The organism is Lacibacterium aquatile (assembly GCF_042683105.1).
In the GTDB taxonomy this organism is placed as follows: Bacteria; Pseudomonadota; Alphaproteobacteria; order Elsterales; family Elsteraceae; genus Lacibacterium; species Lacibacterium aquatile.
Map to the genome: position 1 here is coordinate 62,890 of NZ_JBHUIP010000004.1, position 19,867 is coordinate 82,756.

At 60.1% G+C, this 19,867-nt stretch carries 23 protein-coding genes and 1 tRNA gene; 7 read left to right on the forward strand and 17 right to left on the reverse strand.

The window, feature by feature from the left end; genetic code table 11:
* Positions 1-12: 12 nt before the first annotated feature.
* Together ACFSM5_RS05820 and ACFSM5_RS05825 are read right to left on the reverse strand one after the other, a co-directional pair.
* Positions 13-1,191, reverse strand: coding sequence for an aminotransferase class V-fold PLP-dependent enzyme (locus tag ACFSM5_RS05820; RefSeq protein WP_379875349.1), 1,179 nt, complete (start codon positions 1,189-1,191; stop codon positions 13-15).
* Positions 1,184-1,672: a RidA family protein gene (locus ACFSM5_RS05825; protein ID WP_379875351.1), complete on the reverse strand. Its 489-nt coding sequence runs from the start codon at positions 1,670-1,672 to the stop codon at positions 1,184-1,186. The genes ACFSM5_RS05820 and ACFSM5_RS05825 overlap by 8 nt, the downstream gene beginning before the upstream one ends.
* Positions 1,673-1,945: 273 nt before the next feature.
* Between ACFSM5_RS05825 and ACFSM5_RS05830 the strand changes: the two genes are divergently transcribed.
* Together ACFSM5_RS05830 and ACFSM5_RS05835 are read left to right on the forward strand one after the other, a co-directional pair.
* Entirely contained in the window at positions 1,946-3,157 is a 1,212-nt protein-coding gene (locus ACFSM5_RS05830) for a type III PLP-dependent enzyme (RefSeq protein WP_379875354.1), read from the forward strand.
* A 136-nt stretch (positions 3,158-3,293) separates the two neighbouring features.
* A complete protein-coding gene (locus tag ACFSM5_RS05835; protein ID WP_379875356.1) occupies positions 3,294-4,127 on the forward strand; it encodes an alpha/beta fold hydrolase in 834 nt (277 codons plus the stop codon).
* Here ACFSM5_RS05835 and ACFSM5_RS05840 read toward each other — a convergent pair.
* The 4 genes from ACFSM5_RS05840 to hemB form a co-directional block, all read right to left on the reverse strand.
* Positions 4,114-4,782: an HAD-IA family hydrolase gene (locus tag ACFSM5_RS05840; RefSeq protein WP_379875358.1), complete on the reverse strand. Its 669-nt coding sequence runs from the start codon at positions 4,780-4,782 to the stop codon at positions 4,114-4,116. The two genes, ACFSM5_RS05835 and ACFSM5_RS05840, sit on opposite strands and share 14 nt — an antisense overlap.
* A gap of 72 nt (positions 4,783-4,854) precedes the next feature.
* On the reverse strand, positions 4,855-5,283 hold the full coding sequence (locus ACFSM5_RS05845) for a hypothetical protein (RefSeq protein WP_379875359.1): 429 nt from the start codon (positions 5,281-5,283) through the stop codon (positions 4,855-4,857).
* Positions 5,280-5,939: a hypothetical protein gene (locus ACFSM5_RS05850; RefSeq protein ID WP_379875360.1), complete on the reverse strand. Its 660-nt coding sequence runs from the start codon at positions 5,937-5,939 to the stop codon at positions 5,280-5,282. Before ACFSM5_RS05850 ends, ACFSM5_RS05845 begins: the two co-directional genes overlap by 4 nt.
* 75 nt (positions 5,940-6,014) lie before the next feature.
* On the reverse strand, positions 6,015-7,028 hold the full coding sequence (gene hemB / locus ACFSM5_RS05855) for a porphobilinogen synthase (RefSeq protein ID WP_379875361.1): 1,014 nt from the start codon (positions 7,026-7,028) through the stop codon (positions 6,015-6,017).
* Between the two features lie 144 nt (positions 7,029-7,172).
* On the opposite strand from hemB, the gene ACFSM5_RS05860 reads away from it, so the two are divergent.
* From ACFSM5_RS05860 to ACFSM5_RS05875, 4 genes are all read left to right on the forward strand, one after another.
* The gene (locus ACFSM5_RS05860) at positions 7,173-8,315 is read left to right on the forward strand and encodes an isobutyryl-CoA dehydrogenase (RefSeq protein ID WP_379875363.1); all 1,143 of its coding nucleotides are present in this window, start codon (positions 7,173-7,175) and stop codon (positions 8,313-8,315) included.
* Between the two features lie 7 nt (positions 8,316-8,322).
* Complete coding sequence (locus ACFSM5_RS05865; RefSeq protein WP_379875364.1) at positions 8,323-9,381, forward strand: enoyl-CoA hydratase/isomerase family protein; 1,059 nt, start codon at positions 8,323-8,325, stop codon at positions 9,379-9,381.
* Between the two features lie 41 nt (positions 9,382-9,422).
* Positions 9,423-10,304: a 3-hydroxyisobutyrate dehydrogenase gene (gene mmsB / locus ACFSM5_RS05870; RefSeq protein ID WP_379875365.1), complete on the forward strand. Its 882-nt coding sequence runs from the start codon at positions 9,423-9,425 to the stop codon at positions 10,302-10,304.
* A gap of 246 nt (positions 10,305-10,550) precedes the next feature.
* Entirely contained in the window at positions 10,551-11,891 is a 1,341-nt protein-coding gene (locus ACFSM5_RS05875; protein WP_379875366.1) for a protoglobin domain-containing protein, read from the forward strand.
* 6 nt (positions 11,892-11,897) lie between these two features.
* Here the strand turns inward: ACFSM5_RS05875 and ACFSM5_RS05880 are convergent, their stop codons facing one another.
* The 10 genes from ACFSM5_RS05880 to ACFSM5_RS05925 form a co-directional block, all read right to left on the reverse strand.
* Positions 11,898-12,131, reverse strand: coding sequence for a hypothetical protein (locus ACFSM5_RS05880; RefSeq protein ID WP_379875367.1), 234 nt, complete (start codon positions 12,129-12,131; stop codon positions 11,898-11,900).
* 72 nt (positions 12,132-12,203) lie between these two features.
* Positions 12,204-13,127: a DUF2971 domain-containing protein gene (locus ACFSM5_RS05885; RefSeq protein WP_379875368.1), complete on the reverse strand. Its 924-nt coding sequence runs from the start codon at positions 13,125-13,127 to the stop codon at positions 12,204-12,206.
* Between the two features lie 168 nt (positions 13,128-13,295).
* A tRNA-Pro gene (locus tag ACFSM5_RS05890) sits at positions 13,296-13,372 on the reverse strand.
* 161 nt (positions 13,373-13,533) lie between these two features.
* A complete protein-coding gene (locus ACFSM5_RS05895; protein ID WP_379875369.1) occupies positions 13,534-14,046 on the reverse strand; it encodes a MerR family transcriptional regulator in 513 nt (170 codons plus the stop codon).
* Positions 14,043-14,363: an integration host factor subunit alpha gene (locus tag ACFSM5_RS05900; RefSeq protein WP_379875370.1), complete on the reverse strand. Its 321-nt coding sequence runs from the start codon at positions 14,361-14,363 to the stop codon at positions 14,043-14,045. Before ACFSM5_RS05900 ends, ACFSM5_RS05895 begins: the two co-directional genes overlap by 4 nt.
* A 196-nt stretch (positions 14,364-14,559) precedes the next feature.
* Complete coding sequence (locus ACFSM5_RS05905) at positions 14,560-15,537, reverse strand: beta-ketoacyl-ACP synthase III (protein ID WP_379875371.1); 978 nt, start codon at positions 15,535-15,537, stop codon at positions 14,560-14,562.
* On the reverse strand, positions 15,534-16,586 hold the full coding sequence (gene plsX, locus ACFSM5_RS05910; RefSeq protein ID WP_379875372.1) for a phosphate acyltransferase PlsX: 1,053 nt from the start codon (positions 16,584-16,586) through the stop codon (positions 15,534-15,536). Before plsX ends, ACFSM5_RS05905 begins: the two co-directional genes overlap by 4 nt.
* 50 nt (positions 16,587-16,636) lie before the next feature.
* Complete coding sequence (gene rpmF / locus ACFSM5_RS05915; RefSeq protein ID WP_379875373.1) at positions 16,637-16,819, reverse strand: 50S ribosomal protein L32; 183 nt, start codon at positions 16,817-16,819, stop codon at positions 16,637-16,639.
* A 95-nt stretch (positions 16,820-16,914) separates the two neighbouring features.
* Entirely contained in the window at positions 16,915-17,448 is a 534-nt protein-coding gene (locus ACFSM5_RS05920; RefSeq protein WP_379875374.1) for a YceD family protein, read from the reverse strand.
* A gap of 10 nt (positions 17,449-17,458) precedes the next feature.
* Positions 17,459-18,022, reverse strand: coding sequence for a ubiquinol-cytochrome C chaperone family protein (locus tag ACFSM5_RS05925; RefSeq protein WP_379875375.1), 564 nt, complete (start codon positions 18,020-18,022; stop codon positions 17,459-17,461).
* A 171-nt stretch (positions 18,023-18,193) separates the two neighbouring features.
* Between ACFSM5_RS05925 and ACFSM5_RS05930 the strand changes: the two genes are divergently transcribed.
* Positions 18,194-18,649 (forward strand): outer membrane protein assembly factor BamE, encoded by a 456-nt coding sequence (locus ACFSM5_RS05930; RefSeq protein WP_379875376.1) that lies wholly within the window; start codon positions 18,194-18,196, stop codon positions 18,647-18,649.
* Here the strand turns inward: ACFSM5_RS05930 and ACFSM5_RS05935 are convergent.
* Positions 18,646-19,824, reverse strand: coding sequence for an MFS transporter (locus tag ACFSM5_RS05935; protein WP_379875377.1), 1,179 nt, complete (start codon positions 19,822-19,824; stop codon positions 18,646-18,648). The two genes, ACFSM5_RS05930 and ACFSM5_RS05935, sit on opposite strands and share 4 nt — an antisense overlap.
* Positions 19,825-19,867 lie beyond the last annotated feature (43 nt).

A 19,867-nucleotide genomic window follows, 5' to 3' on the forward strand; every position in this document is an offset into this window, starting at 1 on the left:
CCGTCCCCAAGCTCACCTCATGCGGGACATATCATGAACATTTGCAACCAGCTCCGCAAGCTCCTCCTCGGTATTGAGATAGGAGACGGAGGCGCGGATCAGGTCGGGCAGCCCGCGTGCACCGATATCGAAGGGCGTATAGGCAAGGCCGTTGGCGCCGACATTGATCTGGCGCCGGGCGAGTTCCTGCATGGCCTCGACGGCCTGCCAGCCGCGTATCTGGAAGGAGATGATGCCAGTGCGGATGGCGCCTAGATCCTCGATACTCACGCCCTCAATCCCGGCAAGGCGGGTGCGCAGATCCTCCGATAGGGTCTGGATGCGCTGGCGGATGGCGGGGATGCCATAATCTTCGGCCTGCCGCAGCGCTTCGCCGAACCCCATCAGCAGGGCGAGGGACCGTTCGGCGGTCTCGAACCTGCGGGCATCGGGGCGCACCTGCGGGCCTTTGTTCCAGGGGGCGGAGATAACGTCGAGATAGGCCGGATTGAGCCGGTCGAGAAAACCCTGGCGGACATAGAGCAGCCCGGTGCCGCGCGGCCCGCGCAGATATTTCCGCCCAGCAGCGGTCAGGACATCGCAGCCGATTTTGTGCACGTCTGCCGGGATCTGACCAATCGCCTGGGCCGCGTCGACGAAATAGGGAATGCCGCTGCCTGCCAGCGCGGCGCCCACCGCCTCGGCATCATTCAGCAAGCCGCCATTGGCAGGTGCCCAGGTGAGGGCGACCAGCGCAACCCGGCTATCGAGCATATGCTTGAGGGCGCCCGCATCGACGCTGCCGTCAGGCAGGCAGGGGATCTGCTCCACCGTGGCGCCCGCCGCTTCGGCCTTGGCCTCGAAGCTCGAAAGATTGCCGCCCCATTCCTGCCGCCCAACCAGAATGCGTTGCCCGCGTTGAAGCGGCGGCAGGGCAGCCAGCGCTAGGCCATAGGCCGCGGAGTTACTGCTGGTGAAGGCGATTTCCGATGCGTCGGCATTCAGCAGGCGAGCTGCGGTGGCACGGGCGACTTCGACAGCTTCGGCGGCCGGCGGCTGGCTTTCCATGGCGCCGAAACCCGCCTCGCGCTCCAACTGGCCGGTGATGATCTTCAGGGTGCGGGCAGAGAGGAGTGAGCCGCCTGCGTGATTGAAGTGCCGGACGTTCGCGACGCCCGGCGCATCGGCCCGGATGCTTGCGATATCAAGCATCGGCGATCTCGACGATGGCATCGATCTCCACCGCCACACCACGCGGCAGGGCAGCGACACCGACGGCGGCGCGGGCATGGCGCCCGGCATCGCCGAATACCGCCACCATCAGGTCGGAGGCGCCATTGGCGACTTGCGGATGCTGGGTGAAATCAGCGGTGGAGGCGATGAAGACGCCCAGTTTGGCAATACGCTTCACGCGCCGGGCATCGTTCCCCACGACCTTGGCGATCTGGGCGATGACGCCGAGGGCCGAGAGCTGCGCGGCGCGCTGGCCTTCCTCCAGGCTGATGCCGTCGCCCAGCAGGCCTAGCACGGCGGGTTGGCCGTTCTCTATGCTGATCTGGCCCGCTACGAACAGGGTCGATCCGATCTGCGTGGTCGGGACATAGTTGGCCACCGGCGCTGCCGCTTCCGGCAGTTTGTGGCCCAGGGCTTCAAGGCGGGCGCTGATGGTGGGGAGGGCGAGAATATTGGTCATGGCTGCAAAGCTCCTGTCACGGGGGCCTCAGCATGCCGCGCGAGAGGCGGTCTGACCAATCCAAAGGAACGTCTGACTCATTAGTTTAATGGATCAATTGCAAGCGAATGATCTGTTGAACTAATGAGTCGTGCATCCGTCCGGCGAGGGAGCGCGGATGCACTATTTATTGCCTTCACGCAAGCTTCACACGGTGGCAATTGCGTTACGCCCAGGGATTGCCGCATTGTCCGCGCAGGATAGTTCAGCATTTCCGTCAAGGAAGGACCCCGGATGTCCGTTGAGCCGCTGCCGCAAGATCCCCTCGAAGCTGTTGTTCCGCCTGAAAAAAGCCGCCGCCCGGTGCAACCGCGTTACCCGGATGCGGTGGCGATGGTGCGGGCGCTGAAGCCTGGCTATCCCGTCTATTGCATGCGCCCGCATGTGGTGAAGCGGGTTGCGACCTCCTTCCTGGAAGAGTTCGACGGCCGGGTGCTTTATGCGGTGAAATGCAATCCGCACCCGCTGATCCTGCGCCCGCTCTATGAGGCGGGGGTGCGCCATTTCGATACCGCCAGCCTGACCGAAGTGGCCCAGGTGCGCGAACTGTTCCGCGATGCCGAATGTTACTTCATGCATCCGGTCAAGGGCCGCAGCGCCATCCGTCTGGCGGACGAGGTCTATCAGGTCGAGCATTTTGTCGTCGACACGATGGACGAACTGCACAAGGTGCTGGAAGAAGCGGGCGGCGAGGGGCTGGCGATCATCGTGCGTATCGCGACGCCCTCGGCCGGTGCGGCTTATGAGCTGTCGACCAAGTTTGGCGCGCGTCAGGCCGAGGCGGTGGAACTGCTACAGGCGATCAAGGCCGAGGGCTGCCAGGCGGGTATCGCCTTCCATGTGGGCTCGCAATGCCCCAGCCCGCGTGCTTTCAAAACGGCGCTGTCGATTGTCGGCGAGATCCTGGAGGCCGCGAAGGTCGATATCCACTACCTGGATGTCGGCGGTGGTTTCCCGGCCAAATATATCGGCCATGATGTGCCGCCCCTGACCGATTTCTTTGCGGAAATCGACGCGGGCGTAAAGGAGCTGAAGCTTCGCCGCGACTGCGTGCTGATGTGCGAGCCGGGGCGGGCGCTGGTGGCCGACAGTATGTCGCTGGTGACCCAGGTGCATCAGCGCCGGGGCGATACGATCTATATCAACGACGGCATCTATGGCTCGCTGTCGGAGACCGTCACGGCGCGCCTGCGCTTCCCGGTGCGGCCGATCCGCCTGGAAGGCCCGGAGTTCGCCGAGGATCATATGGACTTCACGGTCTATGGCCCGACCTGCGATTCCACGGACGTGCTGCCTATGCCGATCCGCCTGCCCAGCGACATCAAGGAAGGCGATTGGATCGAATTCGGCCGCGTCGGCGCCTATTCCAATGCACTGACGACCCGCTTCAACGGCTTCTTCCCGGATGCCTATGTGACTGTCGAGGACGAACCGCTGGAGATTTGAGAGGAAGGTCTGGCGGCGATCTGGTGCGTCGCTTACGCTGCTCGAATGCTCACGTACGTGACGTACGCTGCGCTTCTGTGCTGCGCGCTCCTACCATCTCATCCACCAGCCCTTCCTCTCTGACGTCGAGTCCTCAATGCAGCTTACCGAATTCACCGTCGACCTACCGGGCGGCCTCAAGATCGCGGGCTTTGAAGTCGGGGAAGGGCGGCCGTTGGTCTGTGTCCATGGGCTTTCCCGCAATGCCTATGATTTCGAGCGGCTGGCCCTGGCGCTGGCGGGGGAGAACCGGAAAGTCATCGCCTATGATGTGGCCGGGCGGGGCAAGTCGGGCTGGCTGCCCGAGGCGGCCCTCTACGACTATCCAAATTACCTGGCTCAGGCTGCCGCCTTCCTGCAGGCCCGAGGCCTCTCCAACGTCGATTGGCTCGGCACCTCCATGGGCGGGATTATCGGTATGGCGCTGGCGGCCCATGTGCCCGGCAGCGTTGGGCGGCTCATCCTGAATGATGTAGGGGCCTTCATTCCGAAGGAAAGCCTGACCGGCATCTGGGGTGCCGATCCTTCGCCCGTCTTTGCGGATATGGCGGAAGCAGAAACGCATCTGCGTGCCCGCCATGCCGATTTCGGTCCCATCGACGATGCGGGCTGGCGGCGCCTGACCGAAACCTCGGTCCGCACGCTCGAAGACGGCAAGCTGACGCTGCATTTCGACCCGCAGATCTATGGCGCCTTCACCGGCAAGCCGCCGGTCGATGCCAATCTCTGGGACATGTGGGGCAAGGTGACGGTGCCGACGCTGATCCTGCGCGGCGAACGATCCGCCCTGCTGCCGCGCGCCACGGCCCTGGGCATGGTAGCGAGCCCCCCCAAGGTGGCGCTGGCGGAAATCAAGGATTGCGGCCATGCGCCATCCCTGATGCAGCCCGATCAGATCAAGCTGGTGGGCGACTGGCTCAATAGACCCTGAGACGGATCTGAAAGTCGCCTTCGTCGGTGTCGAAGGCCAGCGGCGTATAGTCCGCGATCCAATCCTCGCCCTGTAAGGCCTCGGGCGTGAGGGTGGTGGCAAGCGCCACGATCCGGGATCCGGCGGCGCGACCGGCAGCGATACCGCTGGTCGAATCCTCGAATACCACCGTGTCGCGTGGGTGAACCCGCAGGCGTTGGGCGGCGAGGCGATAACCTTCGGGATCGGGCTTGCCGCGTTCGACATCCTCGGCCGTGATCAGTACCTTCGGCACCGGCAGATGGGCGGCTTGCAGCCATTGTTCAGCAACCGGGCGGCTGGCGGCAGTTACCACGGCCCAGCGGTGGGCGGGTAGGGTCTGCACCAGATCGAGAGCGCCGGGGATCGCCACGATCCCCTCGGGCTGGGTCCGTGCCCGCTCGCCGATCCAATTGACTTCATCGTCCAGGACCGCGCCTGCAGGCAGGAATTCCGCCACCGTATCGCTGATCCTGCGCCCCGGAGAGGCGGCGATGATGGGAGCGGGATCGAGCCCATGACGCTCCGCCCAGCGCCGCCAGAGCGCGTTGATGATTCCGCTCGAGTCGATCAGGGTGCCGTCCAGATCGAACAGCAAGGCGGCGGCTTCGATGTAACTTCCGGGGCGTAGGCGCATGATGGCAGACTACCAATGACTTATTATAGTACAAGGCTTCCCGTCTGATCGATCCAGGCGGACTAAGACCATTTATTGTTCGTCAGACGCAATATAAGGTATTCTGTCAAGCCATTCAGAAGCCCCGGTCTGATCATTGATCCAGAGATAATTCAGTCGACCGGCTTTGATGTGGGCAAGCAGAAATGCGCCTTGCGATCGCAGATGTGCAAGGAAAACATACTCGTAAGCGATGACCTGATTTGTCAGATCCCTTTCCAGCGGGATGAAGTTGAATTTGCGCCAACCTCTGCTGTCCAAATTGAGCTGGATGCTGTGGGGAAGTTTACGGACCCGGTCAGCATTTTGTGCCAGCCGCTGCGGTTCCTCTTCGCGCAGAGCGCGGGTGCTTAAATCAAGCTTGCGTAGGACGGCGAGAGTTTGCCCGTCAGCTGTACTCAAGGGCGTTGCCTGCAGTGGGAGTGGTAGCAGGCCCATGCAAATCAATATCAGGGCTTTCACTCCAACACTCCCGTCGAAAGGTTCAGCGTGATGGAAGGAACTCCCTCGAGACTCGCATAGCGTGGTTTTAACCGAAGCCTGTCATCGTTCCAGGAGATCAACGCGACGTCACCGCCTGGAATCAACCACTGCCTATCCAACACCATCCGCTTATCTTGAAGCTTATAAAGCCGGGTGTACTCTGAATCTTCGCCCTCAGCCGTACTGCCTAGGATCAGCATTCGGCCGCCGTCAGGCGAAAAGATTGGTGCGGTACAGCAGAATTGCGTCACCTGGCCATTGCGATCATCGATCCAGAGGTAGTCAAGGCCCTCATAATAGAGGATACCAATAAGATAGCCGTGTTTTGAGGCTATATGAGTCAGGAAGACGTAGTTGAACCCAAGGGTTGAACTGTCATCATCAGGAACCGGGTCAAATGGAAACTCGCGCCATCCTTTGTCGCGTAATTTTAGCCATAGGCTATCGGGTGTCTTTCTGACATTAGTCGCGTGTTTTGCAATGCGTCCGCGCTCCGCTACTTCTCTATTATCCTCGGAAAAATCACCCGTCTGCCAGAACCGCAGATCGGAGGTTTCCCGCTTGGTTAAAGGCCCCGCAAAGGCCGGGAAACCAGCAAGACAAAAGACGGTGATGATAAGTGTGTAGAGGCGCATGGCGAAGCGAGTTTAGGCTATAGCGGCAAAGCCTGTCACCCTAACTCGCGGTCAGGGCGACAGGTTGTAGGGGCGTTACCCCCGCAGCTTCTCCGCGATCTCGATGGCGGCGTAGGTCAGGATGCCGTCGCAGCCAGCACGCTTGAAGCAGAGCAGGCTTTCCATCATCACCCGGTCGCCGTCGATGTAACCGGCGGCGGCGGCGGCCTTGACCATCGAATATTCGCCCGACACATGGTAGGCGAAGGTCGGCACGCCGAACGCATCCTTCACCCGGCGGCAGACATCGAGATAGGGCAGGCCGGGCTTCACCATCACCCAGTCGGCGCCTTCTTCGAGGTCGGCCGCGACTTCGCGTAAAGCCTCGTCGCCATTGCCCGCGTCCATCTGATAGGTGGACTTGCCCTGGGGGCCATAGTTGCCGACAACACCCAGTGCCTCCCGGAACGGACCATAGAAGCCGCTGGCGAATTTGGCGGCATAGGAGAGGATCAGGGTATTCACATGCCCGTCATCCTCCAGCGCTTCGCGGATTTCGCCGATGCGACCATCCATCATGTCCGACGGGGCGACGACATCGGCACCGGCTTCGGCCTGGGCCAGGGCCATCTTGACCAGGGCATCGATGCTTTCGTCATTGTCGATTTCATCGTCGACCAGCAACCCGTCATGGCCGTGGGTGGTATAGGGGTCGAGGGCAACGTCGCAGATGAGGCCGACTTCCGGCACGGCGGCTTTGACGGCGCGGATGGCGCGCTGCATCAGGGCATCGGGGTTCCAGGCTTCCTCGGCCGCTTCCGACTTCTTGTCGGGTTCGACGAAGGGGAACAGCGCCATGGCGGGAATCCCGAGGTCGCGGCATTTCTCGGCCGCCTTCACCAGCAGATCGATGGAGAGGCGCGATTGACCCGGCATGGCATTGATCGGCACCGCACGGTCGGTGCCTTCCACGATGAAGACCGGCCAGATCAGATCATGGGGCGACAGCCTGTTCTCGCGCACCAGATTGCGGCTCCAGGGCTGCATGCGGGTGCGGCGCGGGCGCGAATAGGGAAAGGGAGCGAGCGGAAAACTCTGCGGACGGGACATGGCAACGACCTCATTTAACCAACTGGCACTTGACGTGCGCGGCAAGTTACGGCGACGGTTCTTGCCAAGAGCTGGCCGAAAAGAGCCGGTAAACCGCTGACAGGCGCGTCAAGCCTTCAAAGACCTCTAGGGGGAGGATGTAGCGTGGATTTCGAGCTGACGGAAGAGCAGCGCCAATTTCAGGCGATGGCGCGCGATTTTGCCGCGTCCAAAATGGCCCCCCATGCCGCTGAATGGGACGAGCAGCAGATCTTTCCGGTCGATACCCTGCGCGAGCTGGCAGAGCTTGGCCTCGCGGGGATCTATGTGCGCGAGGAAAGCGGCGGTTCGGGTCTGACCCGCCTCGATGCCGCGATTATTTTCGAGGAACTGGCGGCGGCCTGCGTGTCCACGGCGGCCTATCTTTCGATCCACAACATGGCCTGCTGGATGGTCGACAGCTTTGGTAACGACGAGCAGCGGGCGCGTCTGCTGCCCAAAATGCTGTCTTGCGAGAGTTTCGCCAGCTATTGCCTGACCGAGCCGGGATCGGGGTCGGATGCCGCCAGCCTGCGCACCCGCGCGGTGAAGGACGGCAATGCGGCCTATATTCTGAACGGCACCAAGGCTTTCATTTCCGGTGGCGGGACATCTGACGTCTATGTCGTGATGGCGCGCACGGGCGGGGAAGGTGCGGGCGGCATTTCCACCTTCATCGTCGAAAAGGGCACCAAGGGGCTTAGCTTCGGCAAGAAGGAAAAGAAACTCGGCTGGAACTCCCAACCCACGGCCATGGTGAATTTGGAAGACTGCGTGGTTCCGGCGGAAAACCTGCTGGGGAACGAGGGGGACGGCTTCAAGTTCGCGATGAAAGGCCTGGATGGCGGGCGCATCAATATCGCCGCCTGCTCGCTGGGTGGGGCGCGCGCCAGCCTGGAGGCGACACGCGACTATATGCAGGTCCGCAAGCAGTTCGGCAAAAGCCTGAGTGATTTCCAGGCGCTGCAGTTCCGCTTTGCCGATATGGCGACGGAGCTAGAGGCGGCGCGCCTCATGGTGCATCGGGCCGCGGTATCCCTGGACAGCGGCAGCCCACAGGCGACCACCCATGCGGCGATGGCCAAGCGCTTTGCCACCGATATCGGGTTCGAGGTCTGCAATCAGGCGCTGCAACTTCACGGCGGCTATGGCTACATCAAGGAATATCCGATCGAGCGCTTCTTCCGGGACGTCCGGGTGCATCAGATCCTGGAAGGCACCAACGAGATCATGCGCCTGATCATCGCCCGCAACTTGCTGAAAGCTTGAAGCTTCCATGACCGAAGACGTTCTGCTGACCCGCGACCGCGGCGCCCTTGTCATCACGCTCAACCGCCCCAAGGCGTTGAACGCTCTGTCGCTGGAGATGATCCGCGCCATCACGCCCGCCCTGCGCGCGGCAGCGGTGGATCCCGAGGTCGATTTCATATTGATCGAAGGGACGGGCGAGCGGGCCTTCTGCGCAGGCGGCGATGTGCGCGCGGTGGCGATGGCGACCCGGGATCCGGACAGCCGTCTGCCGTCCGACTTCTTTGCCGAGGAATATACCCTCAACCATCTGATCCACACCTTCCCCAAGCCTTTCGTGGCGCTGGTGCGGGGGATCTGCATGGGCGGGGGCGTCGGCCTGTCGGTCCATGGCAGCCACCGGGTAGTGGCAGAGCAGAACCTCACCTTCGCCATGCCGGAAACCGGCATCGGCCTGTTTCCCGATGTAGGCGCCACCTGGATGCTGACCCGCTGCCCCGGCGCGACGGGCATGTATCTGGCGCTGACCGGCGCGCGCCTGGGGTCGGAGGATGCTTTTTACGTCGGCTATGCGACTCACATCGTGAAGGATGAGGACTTCGACGCCGTGAAGGCGGCGCTGCTCGAAAGGAGTCCGGCCGATAAGGCGGGGGTCGATGCGGTACTGGCCGAGTTCCAGAAGCGCGTGCTGTCGGTTGCCATGCTGGCGCCCCACCGCCCGGCCATCGACCGCTGTTTCGGTCTAGGGTCCATCGAGGCGATCCTGGCCGCCCTGCGGATCGAAAATACCCCCTGGGCCGAGGAACAACGCGCAATCCTCGCCACCAAGTCGCCGACCAGCCTGAAGGTGACATTCGAACAGATCTGGGGCGGGCGCGACCTTTCCATTGAGGAAGTGTTCCAGCGCGAATATCGCATGACGCAGCGCTTCATGCAGGGCGGCGAATTCTATGAAGGGATCCGCGCCCTGCTGATCGACAAGGACGGCAAGCCGAACTGGAATCCGGCCAGCCTGGACGAGGTGAGCGGCGACGATGTCGCGGATTATTTCCTGCCGCTGCCGGAGAACGAGCTTATCCTCGGGTAGTTGAACGACCAAAAAAAGCGAAGAAGTGGGGGACGTCTGTTATGAGCAAGATCGCCTTCATCGGCCTTGGAAACATGGGCCGCCCGATGGCATTGAATCTGGTACGGGCGGGGCATGCCCTGACCGTTTTCGACCTTAATCCCGATGCCGTTGCCGCGCTGAAGGAAGCCGGTGCCAAGGAGGCCGACTCGCCCGGCACGGCTGCCAAGGATGCCGATGTCGTCGTCACGATGCTGCCAGCCGGTCAGCAGGTGAAGGCCGTCTATGGCACCTTGTTTGATAGCGCGCCTGCGGGCGCTCTGCTGATCGATTGTTCCACCATCGATGTAGAAACTGCCCGCATGGTCGGGAGCATCGCGGCCGATCGGGGCTTTGCCATGCTGGACGCCCCGGTGTCTGGCGGCACGGCTGGGGCAGCCGCCGGAACCCTGACCTTCATGGTCGGCGGGCCGGATGCCGCCTATGGTAAGGCTCTGCCGATCCTGGGGGCCATGGGTAAGACCATCGTGCATGCTGGCCAGTCCGGCAACGGGCAGGCGGCGAAAATCTGCAACAACATGGTCCTGGGCATTTCCATGATCGCCGTCAGTGAAGCTTTCGCCATGGGCGAGAAGCTGGGGCTGGACGCTCAGACGCTGTTCGACATCTCCTCCAAAGCGTCCGGCCAATGCTGGGCCATGACCTCCTATTGCCCCGCGCCGGGCCCGGTGCCGACCGCACCGTCCAACCGCGATTATCAGCCCGGTTTTGCCGCTGCCATGATGTTGAAGGATCTGAAGCTTTCCCAAGAAGCTGCCGAGGCCTCGGGCGCCAGCACACCATTGGGCAAGGCCGCACAGGATCTCTATCAACGCTATTGCGATGAGGGGAACGCGGGGGCTGACTTTTCCGGCATTATCAAGATGTTGGCGGGTAAAGCTTAACTGTTATCTTTTATCAGATGCATTAGAGAAGGCCCCGAGGCGACTCGGGGTCTTTTTGTTTGCATACAATTGGATTGCTGAAGAAGTTCGTCCATTTACGCAGGATAGGTTTGCATTTTATGCATATTAGGGTACCTAATTACGGACTCGCTGTGACGGTTCCGCCATTCTAACGAGCGGGACTGCTCTTCGAATGTTGCCTGAATGCCGTTCAACGAAATTGGAAAGTCGGGGAGGGCTCATCCGATGGTACCGGATATTTTGCGCCAACGTCTCGAGTTCATTGGATCGGATGCGGAGGCCATCAAGGCCTTGAAAGAGGTGGGAGCCGTCGCCAGCGGGCACCTCGACCGGATCCTCGATAAATTTTATAACCACCTTGGAAAACACCCTGAACTATCGGCCCTGTTCAAGAACGAGGCTACTCGCCGTCACGCCCGTGAGATGCAGAAGCAGCATTGGCAGAAGCTGCTCGATGCCCAGTTCGATGATGCCTATATCGAACGGGTGCAGCGCATCGGCCGGACCCATGAACGTATCGGTCTGGAGCCGCGCTGGTATATCGGCGGCTATATCCTGGCGCTGAACGAGCTGGTGGAGGTCACGGTCAATCACTATGGCCGAAACTCCAAGGCCGCTGTTGCCGGGATCAAAGCCATCAATCAGGCTATCGGCCTGGATATCGATTTCGCCATTACCGTCTATATCGAGGAAGGCCAACGCACCTATCAGCGGCAATTGACCATGCTGGCCGATCAGTTTGAGCATGGGGTGAAATCCGTCGTCGATACTGTTACTGCCTCGACCGACCGCATGCGGGAGACGGCGGAAGGTATGGCCTCGACGGCGGAGCGGGCCGCCCAGCAGGCGGATGTGGTGACGGAAACGGCGCGCGATGCCAGCCGCACGGTGGAAACGGCGGCGGCGGCGACCGACGCCCTGACGAACTCCATCGAGCTTATCGCTGGTCAAACGGCGGAATCGACCATAATAACCGAACGGGCTGTGGCGGATGTGGAGCGTACAAATCAGGTGATCGCGGGCCTTGCCCAGGCGGGGCAACGCATCGGCGCGGTGGTGAAGCTGATCAACGACATCGCCCGCCAGACCAATCTCCTGGCCCTTAATGCGACCATCGAGGCAGCGCGGGCGGGGGATGCAGGCAAGGGCTTTGCGGTGGTTGCGGGCGAGGTCAAAAGCCTCGCCGGGCAGACCGCCAAGGCAACCGACGAGATCTCGGCCCAGGTGGCCTCTATCCAGGCGGAAACCAGCAAGGCGGCCGGGGAAATCGGGGCGATCCGCGAGACGGTGCGCCGCGTCTCCGACATCACCGGCGCGATTGCCGATGCGGTTGGACAGCAGCAGCGGGCCACGCGAGAGATCGCCGATAATATCCAGCAGGCCGCCAGCTCAACCCAATCCATGACCGCGCGCCTCGATGACGTGCGGGCTGCGGCGGGCGAGGCGGGTAAAGCCGCCGAAACCGTCCTGGGTGGGGTCCGCCAACTCTCCATCGGCTCCAACGAGCTCAATGGACAGGTGGGCGGGTTCCTGAGCCAGGTGCGATCTTCGCGGATCGCGGCCTAGACCGGATTAGCGCGCGCCGTCAGCGGTGCGCGCGTCCGCCATCAGCTGGGCAAAATTGCGGAAAGCATCGGCGATTGCGTCGAGTTCCTGGATCAGGATCGGCGCGGCGCTCCGCAGCTCGCCATGAATCCCAGCAAGAGCATCGGCCTGTTCGTGCAAGTTCTGAACTTGGGTGACGAGATCTTGGGTAAGGCTTTGAGGGATATTGTCATTAATCGGAACAAGAGAGTCGAAAGGCATCAAGTCTACTTTCAGGTGTGTCTATGTTTTGTTATTATTTGCAACATAGTTCCAAATTCCTGAAGTTCAAGCTTACAGAAGCCCGATTCCTTTTTCTGCTTGTTCTAGTTTATCAAAATTGATCCATTGCCGAACTTCACGCCATTGATCTCCAAAATGGTGTTCACCATGCAGTATGGTCCATCCATATTTTTCTGCCGGACGAAAATCTAAACCAACAAGTTCGCTACTGAACATGGCTTTATGAATTTTGACGTGCTGATAGTCTGGAGAGATTGATGATAAATTGAGGATGGCCTCTTCCTCTGGACCTTCGGCTCGAGCTCCAAGAAATACCTGCTTGATAGCGGTAGGAGGAATTTCTGCGACGAAGATATCAGGGATTTTCTCTTTTAGAAGAGTGAGGGATTTTATTAATCTCCACTCGCGCTCATATGACCAAGAAGACCCTTTGTAAATTAATGTCATCCAGGGGCGGATTTTTTTTGCAATGTAATCTATTCTTTTTTCTTCATATTGAACTTCTGCTAAACACTGAATGTCATCATCGTTAATTTCTTGAGTTAAAATTTTTGAAATATCTATTTCTATTACAGCCCCTTTATGCTCGTTTGCATAGTGGGCCCACAGGAGCATGTTGTCAGGGCTGTCGCATAAGGAAAGAATTCCGAAGGATTCTCTTTTTTTGACTATATCGTTAACAATATCCAGAGATAAATCTAATAGTCCCCTTTTAGCCATTTCGGCTGCTTTCTTGGGTGGATAGCCAAGATTTTTTATGATGCTTTGATAGTATTCTCTAATTAAGGTCTCTGGATTTATTTCTATGCTCATTTCGTGTGGATCGTTTAAAAAACGCGGTTGCGTCATTCTGATCTCGCGATCCCGAAAGATCTGAAGCGCTCTGGAAAGCGATACATACTTATATAGAGGTGGAAGATCTATCTGCTCATCGAGCGGATTTTCTTTTGCCGATAAAGTGGGTTTTCTGGTCATGCGAGCGCCAATTGAAGCAGTGCTAGCTACTAATTAGCACAATTTTTGAGGGAATGTCCTTTGTGGTTTCCCCTTTTTCGTTATGGGTGGGAGCTGCCGGGCTTTTCCCAAAAAAGATCAGGGGCCGGAACGTGAGTTCCGGCCCCTTGATGACCCTTTGGGGATAAATGGTCGGAGCGACAGGATTCGAACCTGCGACCCCCAGACCCCCAGTCTGATGCGCTACCAGGCTGCGCTACGCTCCGACCTTGCACCGTCCGGACGTTGCCGCCCGGTCAATGTGGGCCGGACTATAGCGACGTGATCGACAGGCTGCAACAGCTTGATACACATAAAAGTGCGATATACCAGAAACAGTAAGGCCGCCCTTTTGGGGCGGCCCTACAAAACGTCCATGCCGGGGCTTCTAGCGGGCCAGCAGCAGGCTTTTGATCATCTCCAGCTCGGCAACCACATCCTCGATCGCCATGCGGCTCTCGGCGTCCAGGGTAGGCGCAGCGGACGGGGTGGCCAGCGCCAGCGTCGGCAGGCGCGGCTCGGGCTGATGGACAACCGGGGCAGGGGCCGCGGCCATCGGCAGCTCGCTGCCGTCGACCATATCGGGGCCGTCGTCATCCTCGCCGGGCAGAACCTTGGCGCCGGGGGACTTGAGCAGCTTCTGAACGCCCTTAATCGTGTAGCCGTCCTGATAGAGCAGCTCGCGGATCCGCTTCAGCAGATCCACATCCTCGGGACGATAGTAACGCCGACCGCCGCCACGCTTCAGCGGCTTGATCTGCGGAAACTTGGATTCCCAGAAGCGCAAGACATGGGGCGGCACATCCAGCTCGGTCGCAACTTCGCTGATCGTCCGAAAGGCGGCGGCCGATTTAGAGGCCGAACGGCGGCCACTATTATCGCTGGCCTCGGCGATGCTCATTCTTCATACCCCTTATCAACAGCTTCTTCGCCGTTAATGCGCGCCTTCAAAACATGCGACGGCCGGAACACCAGGACCTGTCGCGGTAGAATAGGAACTTCCTCGCCCGTCTTGGGGTTGCGCCCGATGCGCTGACCCTTCTGGCGGACCTGGAAGCTGCCAAATGACGAAATCTTGACCATCTCGCCGCGCGTCAAAGCCTCGGCAATCTCGTTCAAGACCGTTTCGACCAACTGCGCGGATTCATTCCGCGAGAGGCCAACCTCGTGATAGACGGCCTCACTCAATTGGGCGCGTGTAACGGTTTCTTCCGCCATACCCATTCCCCCTAACCCTCAACATGAACCCTAGCAAGTGGGGAAAGTTCTAGTCAATTCCAATTGTTTCCAAGAGGATGCCAGAAATTGCTTGAGCTATATATAGGATTAAGATCGCGGTCTTGCCAGCTGGAACGAGACAGCCCCGCAACCATAGGTGCGGGGCTGGGGTAAACTGTAGCAAAACTGTAGGTATTCAGCCGATTCGCGCCAAGGCCGAGCCCCAGGCGAGACCGCCGCCGATGGCTTCCATCAGCACCATATGACCCGGTTTGATGCGGCCATCACGAACAGCTTCGTCGAGAGCCAACGGAATCGATGCCGCCGAGGTATTGGCGTGATGGTCGACGGTTGCGACCACTTTCTCCGGCGCGATGCCCAGCTTCTTGCCGGTGCCTTCGATGATTCGCAGGTTCGCCTGATGGGGAACCAGCCAATCCACAGCCTCGATAGGCAGGTTGACGGCGCTTAAGGCCTCATCGACCACAGCCGCCAGATTGACGACGGCATGACGGAACACCTCGCGGCCTTCCATGCGGACATGGCCGACGGTCTTGGTGCTCGACGGACCGCCATCGACATAGAGAATGTCGTTATAACGACCGTCCGAATGCAGGTGGGTCGTCAGGATGCCGCGATCCTCGGTGCTGCCGCTTCCTTCGGAGGCCTGTAGCACCACCGCGCCTGCGCCGTCGCCAAACAGCACGCAGGTGCCGCGATCGGTCCAGTCAAGCAGACGGGTGAAAGTCTCTGCCCCGATGACCAACGCCGTCTTGGCCTGGCCGGAGCGGATGAAATTGTCGGCGACCGACAGGGCATAGATGAATCCGGCGCAGACGGCCTGTACATCCAGCGCGAACCCTTGGGTTATCCCCAGGCGCTGCTGAACGATAGCGGCGGTCGCCGGAAAGGTACGGTCGGGCGTGGTCGTTGCCAGCACGATGCAGTCGACGGCCGAGGCCTCGATACCGGCGGCTGCCAGCGCACGCTCGGCAGCCTTCACGGCCAGATCGGAGGTGAACTCGCCTTCGGCAGCGATATGTCGGCACTTGATGCCGGTGCGCTGGACGATCCATTCGTCAGTTGTATCGACGAGGGTCGCGAGTTCGGCGTTGGTTAGGCATTTCTCCGGCAGATAGGAGCCGGTACCGACGAGACGCGAGCGAATGGTCATTCGGCGACCGCGTCGTCGCCTGTTTGCGCCAGCACTGACTGCACTTGTTCCAACTCCGCGCGCAGTTTTTCGATAAAGCCGTTGATCGTCATGTCGACCGCAACGCCGATGGCATTGGCAAAGCCCAGCGCATCGGTGCCGCCATGGCTCTTGACTGCGATGCCGCCCAGACCCAGGAACACAGCGCCATTATAACGGCGCGGGTCGATCCGGCTGCGGAACTGCGTCAGGGCAGGGCGCAGGAAAAGATAACCGATCTTCGCAAGCAGATTGCTCTGAATGCTCTCTTTCAGGAAATGGCCGACGAGACGCGAAGTTCCCTCCGCCGTCTTCAGGGCGATATTGCCGGTGAAGCCGTCCGCCACAATGACGTCGACGGTACCTTTGGGAATATCATCGCCTTCGACAAAACCATGCAGGCGAGGGGCCAGATGGGTGCGGCGCAGGCGGATAGCCGCCTCGCGCACTTCCTCGCGGCCTTTCATCTCCTCTTCGCCGACATTCAAGATGCCGATGGAAGGGGCGACAAGTCCAAGGACGGTGCGGGCAAACACATCGCCGAGCAGAGCGAACTGCACAAGATTGTCAGCGTCGCAGGTGACGTTCGCGCCAAGGTCGAGCATGACGCTCTCGCCGCGCTGGGTCGGGAAAAAGGAGGCGATGGCGGGGCGGTCGATGCCCGGCAGCATACGCAAGGAAAGCTTGGCCATCGCCATGAGGGCGCCGGTATTGCCTGCCGAAACGGCAGCAGCGGCATCGCCTTTGGAGACGGCATCCAGGGCCAGGCGCATCGAGCTTTTGCGGCCCGAACGCAAGGCAACGGAAGGCTTCTCGTCGCTCCGCACTGCCTGATCGGTGTGCAGAATCTGAGAAACCTTCGCAAGGCCTGGTAGGCGGTCGAGCAACGGGCGAATTTTCGCCTCGTCACCGACCATCAGAAAATCGACATCGGGAAAGCGTTCGCGCGCAATATGCGCACCATTTACAACGATATCGGGAGCCCGATCCCCACCCATCACGTCGAGAGCAATGAGCGTTCGAGCTGTCACGATACGTACCTTAACCGTCGATCAATGCCAGTCAAAGAAGCCCGCCGCCGTTAGGCAGCGGCGCCTTCGACAACTTCACGCCCATCATAATGACCGCAGCTGGTGCAGACGTGATGGGGGCGATGAAGTTCGCCGCAGTTCGAGCATTCGGCATAAGCCGAACCAGTCAGAGCATCATGCGAACGGCGCATGTTGCGGCGCGACTTGGAGGTTTTTTTCTTGGGAACAGCCATTTTCTAAAACTCGCGTCAACAGGACTACGCAAAAAGAGGCCGCTTCTTTAGCCGAAAGCGCCGCTCCCTGCAAGAGAAAGCCGAGCGGTAAAATATTACCGCTTCTTCAGGGCCTCCAGAGCAGCGAAGGGATTCGGTCGGTCTTCTTCGCTCGGAAGGCTATCCACGGCATTGGGGTCGCCGCGATAAGATTCAGGGATTTCAGCATCTTGTGCGCGCGGGAAGGGATCCAGCGCGAGCGCAAGCTGCTGTGCCAGCACCTCGCCCAGATCAATTTTTCCGCCCTCAATGGGCTCCGGTGCTTCGAGATCATGGTCGTCCGGTTCCTGCCCAACAGGGTAGGAAAGGAACGTCAGCTCGAAATCCTCAGCGACTTTCGACGGTACCGGCGCAAGAGAAACGATGCAGGGCTGGACCACGTCGGCGTCGATGGACGCGAGCATATCGATGGTCTCGCCATCGCGCCCACGGCGCAGCCGGATGGTTCCTTCGAGCTTGTCGAGCGAGATCAGTTCGAACCGCTCGGCCAGCGCTACGCGCTCCTCGGGACTGGCAGCAAGCTTATACTCGCTCCAATTCCGGTTGATGCCGTCGACGGAGACGGGGTGGGAGAATTCTGGTGTGATCATGCGGGGATACCTAAGGCTGCGTGGCCGGCAGGTCAATCGCCGGGGCCGCGAAATCGACTTTACCTGCAATTATATCACTGGTGTCCTGGGATGCCAGATGGTCTGCCTGTCGCCGGATATAGCGGGCGAGGGCCATAACGGCACCATCTGATGCTTCTGGCTCGCGCGTGGCCAGCAGATTGCGGCGCACCGCCCCAGCCAGATCATTGTCATCGCCCCGCAGGCCCAGCTCGTAAGCTTCGGCACGACCGAAGAAGCCCTGGGCCATCTTCTTGATCTCCTTGCCCAGCACCACGTCGGAGATGCCGATTTCGCGCAAGGACTGATCCATATCGGCAAAGAGCGTATCGAAAAGCGCCTGACCAAATTCCTCCGGCGCCTTGGCGGCGGACAGACGGCGCAGCACCAGATGGGTATGAAGGACGATGGCATCGAAGCGGCCATCCACATTGTCCGGTATCAGATCGGGCGCAAACAAAGCAGGCTCGCGTGCTGCGGCACAGATCGACGCATATAGGGAGTTCGCTGCCGCCTCTGCCGGGCTTTTTCGGCGGCGAAAAAAATTGAAAACCATCTCTGAAGTCCTGACTGCTTGCCCTGTTACAAGCAGGGCCGATGGGGCGGACAGTGCGAGCTAAGCCTTTTCCGGTCAAGGCTCCCGTCACGCTGACGCGTGTGCGGATGGTTGACAGATGGGATTGTCAGTGCGACCTCTAGGCCTCTGCTCACGGGAGAAGTTATTTTGATGCGCCGTTTCGTTTTTGCCGCCATTGCCGTTGCCGGTCTTTCGGGCTGCTCGCAAAACGTCGATGTGCGAGGAAACGAAGTCGAACTGGAAACGGTAGAGGTTATCCGTCCCGGTGTTCATACCCGTTCCGACATTGTGCAACTCATCGGTTCGCCGACCGTGATGTCGACCTTCAACGACAAGAATTGGTACTACATCAGCCGCCGCACGCAGACGACTGCCTTCTTCAAGCCGGAAACCATCGAACAGCAAGTCGTCACCGTCTCTTTCGATGAGCAGGGTGTGGTGAGCGATGTGGCGTTGGCCGGGATGGAAAGCAAGCAGGAGGTGGCGCATGTCAGCCGCACTACGCCCACCTCTGGTCACTCGCTAACTCTGCTGGAACAACTGTTCGGCAACCTCGGCCGCTTCAACAGCGGCAAGCCGGTTTATCAGGCCCCCGGCGGTCGTTAAGCCCGGGCCTTGACCAGGGATTGCCACCGCAGAACCAGCACCAGCGCAAGGCAGCCGAGCAAGGGCAGGACACTCAAGTTGACCGCCTGCCAGCCGATATGGCTTTGAAGGTATCCCGCAGCGAATGAGGCGATAGCGGTGACGGTGAATATCGAAAGATCGTTCACTGCCTGGACCTTGGCGCGTTCTTCGGGCCGATAGCAGACCGTTAGCAGGGCTGTGCCGCCGACAAAGAGGAAATTCCAGCCAAGACCGAGCGCAACGAGGCTGACCCAGAAATGCCCGACCGATTCCCCAGATAGGGCCGCGGTGATCGCCCCTGCCATCAACAGGATGCCTGATGCCAGAATATTCTGCGCGCCAAAGCGCTGGATCAGACGCCCGGTAACGAAGGAGGGCGCGTACATCGCCAGCGCATGCCATTGGATGACAAAAGCCGAATCCTCGAAAGCCAGCCCACAACTTGCCATGGCAAGCGGCGTCGCTGTCATCAGCAGCACCATGATCGAGTAGCAGATCACGCCCGAGAGCAGCGCTACGGTGAAGCCGGGGGTGCGCGCGATTTCCGCCATCGGCCTACCCGCACCGAATTTGGCGACGGGGGGCCTCGGCAGGCGAATGCGGCTGATCGCTATGGCGTTCAGCACCTGCATCGCGGCGATGATGATATAGGTGCCGACAAAAAAGGCCGGGGCGAGCAGATCACGACCGAATTTCGCAACCTCCGCGCCGAACAGAGCAGAGATGACACCGCCGCCCATGACCAGCGCGATGGCGCGCGGTCGATAGGCCTCGTCCGCTGCCTCCGCTGCGGCGAAACGATAGTAGAGTGCGACAGCGTTGGCTCCCCCCATGCAGAAGCCTGCGACACAAAAAAGCGCGAAATTGGCTTTCCAGAGTGCCCAGGTCGCAAGCAGAGCGCCGATGACGCCTATGATGGCGCCCAGAACAAAGATAGGCGTGCGGCCATACCGCTGCATCGCCATTGATGCCGGGACCGTCGCAAGCATCGTTGCGAGCATTTGCAAGGCAAAGGGCAGGGTCGCAAGCGACGGATCGGTCGAGATCGTGAGGGAGGCGAGGGCGACGCTGACCGTAACGATGTTGCTGGCGGTCATGCTGACAGCTTGGGCGCCGACCAGACGCCAGACGGCGATTCGGTTATTATTTTCCATGCATGGAATGTAAAACAGAGCGCCTAGCGCTCGTCAATGCCAA